The organism is Microbacterium sp. zg.Y909, assembly GCF_024626565.1.
On the sequence record NZ_JANJFJ010000389.1, the window covers coordinates 1 to 4089 of the forward strand.

Consider the following 4089-nt stretch of genomic DNA (forward strand, 5'->3'; position numbering starts at 1 on the left):
CGGGTGACCACCTCGGACGACATCGAGGAGCGTCTCGCGCCCTCGCTCAAGCGCCTCCGGCTCCACAGCGGAATGCTGAAGCGCGTCGCCGGAGTGCTCGAGCGGCGCAACTGGGCGGCGGGCGAAACCGTCGACGCCGCCACGATCGCCGCGGGTAAGCAAGCGCTCGCGGATGCCGGGGTCAGCCCATCCGAGGTCGGCCTGCTGATCAACACCTCGGTCACGCGCACGAACCTCGAGCCCTCCGTGGCCGTGGCCCTGCACCACGGCCTGGACCTGCCGAGCTCGGCCATCAACTTCGACATCGCCAACGCCTGCCTCGGGTTCATCAACGGCATGTCGCTCGCGGCGACGATGATCGATTCCGGCCAGATCCGTTACGCCATCGTGGTCGCCGGCGAGGACGCCGATGAGATCCAGGTCAACACGATCGAGCGACTACTGCAGTCCGAGAGCGGCCGCGCCGGCTTCCTGAGCGAGTTCGCCTCCCTCACCCTCGGTTCGGGGTCCGCCGCGGCGGTGCTGGGGCGCGCCGACGAGCACCCCGCGGGCCACCGCATCCTCGGCGGCGTGACGCGTGCCGCCACCGAATTCCACCGCCTCTGCGTCGGCAGCGTCGACGGCATGTTCACCGATGCCAAAGCGCTCTTGAAGGGCGGCCTCGCGCTCGTCGTGTCGGCGTGGAAAGAGGCGGCGGCGGAGTGGGACTGGAAGTCGATGAACCGCTACATCACGCACCAGGTTTCGTCGGTGCACACCGACGCCATCGTTAAGGCGGTGAACCTCGACAGGGACCGCGTGCCGACGACGTTCCCCCGGCTCGGCAACATCGGCCCGGCATCCGTCCCCATCACCCTCGTCGAAGAGCAAGCGACCCTGCAGCGGGGCGACCGGGTGCTGCTCATGGGCGTCGGCTCGGGGCTCAACACCGCGATGATGGAACTCGCCTGGTGAACGGCGCGGTCGCCGAGGCCCTCGCGGGCCTCCCCGGTCTCGACGTCCGCTTCAGTCGCACATGCGTCGTCGCCGACCGGCAGACCGATGCCGCGCACGAGTGGCACTACCTCGACACCGGCGATGAGCTCGCGCGGCTCGGTGTCGAGGTCGTCGGCACGATCCTCGCGGTGCACGGCAACCCGACCTGGTCCTACCTCTGGCGGCGCCTCGTGTCGGCCTCGCTGCGCGCGGCCGAGGAGGGGCAGCCGGCCTGGCGCGTGATCGCCGTCGACCAGCTCGACATGGGGTTCTCGGCCCGCACCGGTGCGCCGCGCGCCCTCGCGCAGCGCGTGCGCGATCTCGGCGCGTTCACCGACGCGCTGGGCCTCGAGGGCCCGGTCGTCACCCTCGGCCACGACTGGGGCGGCGTGGTCTCGCTCGGCTGGGCGGTCGACCACCCGGCACTGCTCGCGGGAGTCGTCGCGCTCAACACCGCCGTGCACCACCCGGCCGGCGAACCGATCCCCACCCCGCTGCGCCTCGCCGGCACGCGCGGTGTGCTCGCGGCATCCACCGTCGCCACGCCCGCGTTCCTCGACACGACGCTGGCGCTCGCCCACCCCGCGCTCGAACCGGATGTGAAGGACGCCTACCGCGCGCCCTACCGCACCGCCGCCCGCCGGCAGGGCATCGGCGCGTTCGTCGCGGACATTCCGGTGGATGGCGCGCACGAGAGCTTCGACGAGCTGCAGCGCATCGCCGCCGGCGTCGCCGACCTCGACGTGCCGGCGCTGCTGCTGTGGGGGCCGGCCGATCCGATCTTCAGCGACCGTTATCTCGACGACCTCGTCGACCGGATGCCGCACGCCGACGTCCACCGCTTCGAAGGCGCCGGCCACCTGATCGCCGAGGACCGGCCGTACGCCGACGCCATCCTCACGTGGCTGGGCGACAACGCCGCGCGTCTGACCGGCGATGCCGGCCCCGCAGCGCCCGAGCCCGCCGGCGCCGCGCCCGCCGACCACAGCCCCGCGGACTTCACGCCCCTGTGGGCCGCCCTCGACGCCCGCCGCGACGACGACGACGTCGCCGTCATCGACATGGCCACGCGGGGCGGCGGCGAGCGCCGCGTCACCTGGCGGCAGCTCGACGACCGCGTGCGGTGCCTGGCGGCCGGTCTCGCGCGCATGGGGGTGCAGAAGGGCCAGCGCGTCTCGGTGCTCGTCCCGCCGGGGCCCACCCTCACGGCCGTGGTCTATGCGTGCCTGCGCATCGGCGCCGTCGTCGTGGTGGCCGACGCCGGGCTCGGGGTGCGGGGACTCTCCCGCGCCGTGCGCGGCGCGTGGCCCGACGTCGTCATCGGCGAGCTGCCGGGCCTGGGCGCCGCCCGCGCGCTGGGGTGGCCCGGCATCCGCATCTCGGTGCCGCGGCTGCCCGCGGCATCCGCGAAGCTGCTCGGGGTCGCTGCCGACCTCACCACGGTGGCCGCGTTCGGGGCAGGCGCTCCCCTCCCCGACGAGCCGGCACCCGACGACCCTGCGGCGATCCTCTTCACCTCCGGGTCGACAGGGCCGGCGAAGGGCGTCGCCTATACGCATCGGCAGCTCTCGGCGCTGCGCGACGTGCTCGCGGCCCACTTCGACGTGACAGGCGACACCGGGCTCGTCACGGGCTTCGCCCCGTTCGCCCTGCTCGGCCCGGCGCTCGGCACCCGCTCGGCGACCCCCGACATGGACGTCTCGGCGCCCCGCACCCTCACGGCGCGAGCCGTCGCCGCCGCGGTGCGGGCCTCCGACGCCCGCATCGTGTTCCTGTCGCCGGCGGCGATCCTCAACGTCGTCGCCACGGCCGATGCGCTGTCGGACGACGACCGCCGCGCCCTCGCCAGGGTGCGCACGTTCCTCTCGACCGGAGCACCGGTCGGCGAGCCGCTGCTGGCGGCCGCGGCGGAGCTCATGCCGAACGCCGAGCCGCACACCCCCTACGGCATGACCGAGTGCCTGCTCGTCACGGACGTGACGCTCGACGGCATCCGTGCCGTGGCGGATGCCGCCGATCGCGGCGTCTGCGTCGGCTCGCCGATCGGGGTGAACCAGGTGCTGATCAGTGCTCTGGATGCCGATGGTCGGGCGACCGGCATCCCGAGCGCCGAGCCCGGTGTGCTCGGGGAGGTCGTCGTGTCGGCGCCGCACCTGAAGGCGTCGTACGACCGGCTGTGGCTTACCGACCGCCGCGCCGTGCTCGACACTCCCCCGCTGGGACGCTGGCATCGCACCGGCGACGTCGGGCACCTCGACGCCGAGGGGCGACTCTGGATCGAGGGCCGGCTGCCGCACGTGCTGGCCACCGCCGACGGGCCGGTCGCGCCCGTCGGTGCGGAGCAGGACGTCGAAGGTGCCGACGGGGTACGGCGTGCCGCGGTCGTCGGCATCGGCCCGCACCGGCTGCGGCAGGCCGTCGCCGTCGTCGAGACGGTCCCGGCCGTCGTTCGGCCGGGGCTGGCGTCGCCTGAGCTGACCGCCGAGCTGCGTCGGCGCACGGATCTTCCGCTCGTCGCGGTGCTGGCGGTGCCGCAGCTGCCCACCGACATCCGCCACAACTCCAAGATCGACCGCACCCGGCTGTCGCAGTGGGCCGAGCGCACGCTCGCCGGCGGACGGGTGGGCCGGCCGTGATCGTCGCCGTCACCGGAGCGTCCGGCTACCTCGGGCGCGCAGTCGCCGCCGAGCTCGTCGCCGCCGGCCACGAGGTGCGCGCGCTGCAGCGACGGCCCAGCCGCGTCGAGGGCGTCACCGACGTTCTCGGGTCCGTCACCGATTCGCGGGCCGTCGCCCGCGTCGTCGACGGCGCCGAGGGCATCGTCCACCTCGCCGCCAAGGTGTCGCTGGCGGGAGACCCCGCCGACTTCCATGAGGTCAACGTCGAGGGCACGCGAGCCCTGCTCGCCGCGGCAGAGCACGCCGGGGCATCCCGCTTCGTACAGGTGTCGTCGCCCTCAGTGGCGCACGCCGGAGTGGCGCTCGCAGGCGTGGGCGCCGAACCGGCATCCCCGCAGCACGCCCGCGGCGAATATGCGCGGACGAAAGCCGAGGCCGAGCTCATCGCCCTCGACCGCGACTCCCCCGCGATGCGCGTCGTGGCCGTGCGCCCCCA

At 74.0% G+C, this 4089-nt stretch carries 3 protein-coding genes; all 3 read left to right on the forward strand.

Features of this window, described 5'->3' with window-relative positions; genetic code table 11:
• Nucleotides 1–954 (forward strand): 3-oxoacyl-ACP synthase III (locus NQ160_RS19845; protein WP_257516831.1); only part of this gene is annotated, 954 nt, incomplete at its 5' end.
• Complete coding sequence (locus tag NQ160_RS19850) at nucleotides 951–3611, forward strand: alpha/beta fold hydrolase (protein ID WP_257516832.1); 2661 nt, start codon at nucleotides 951–953, stop codon at nucleotides 3609–3611. The genes NQ160_RS19845 and NQ160_RS19850, both read left to right, overlap by 4 nt.
• Nucleotides 3608–4089 (forward strand): NAD-dependent epimerase/dehydratase family protein (locus tag NQ160_RS19855; RefSeq protein ID WP_257516833.1); only part of this gene is annotated, 482 nt, incomplete at its 3' end. The genes NQ160_RS19850 and NQ160_RS19855, both read left to right, overlap by 4 nt.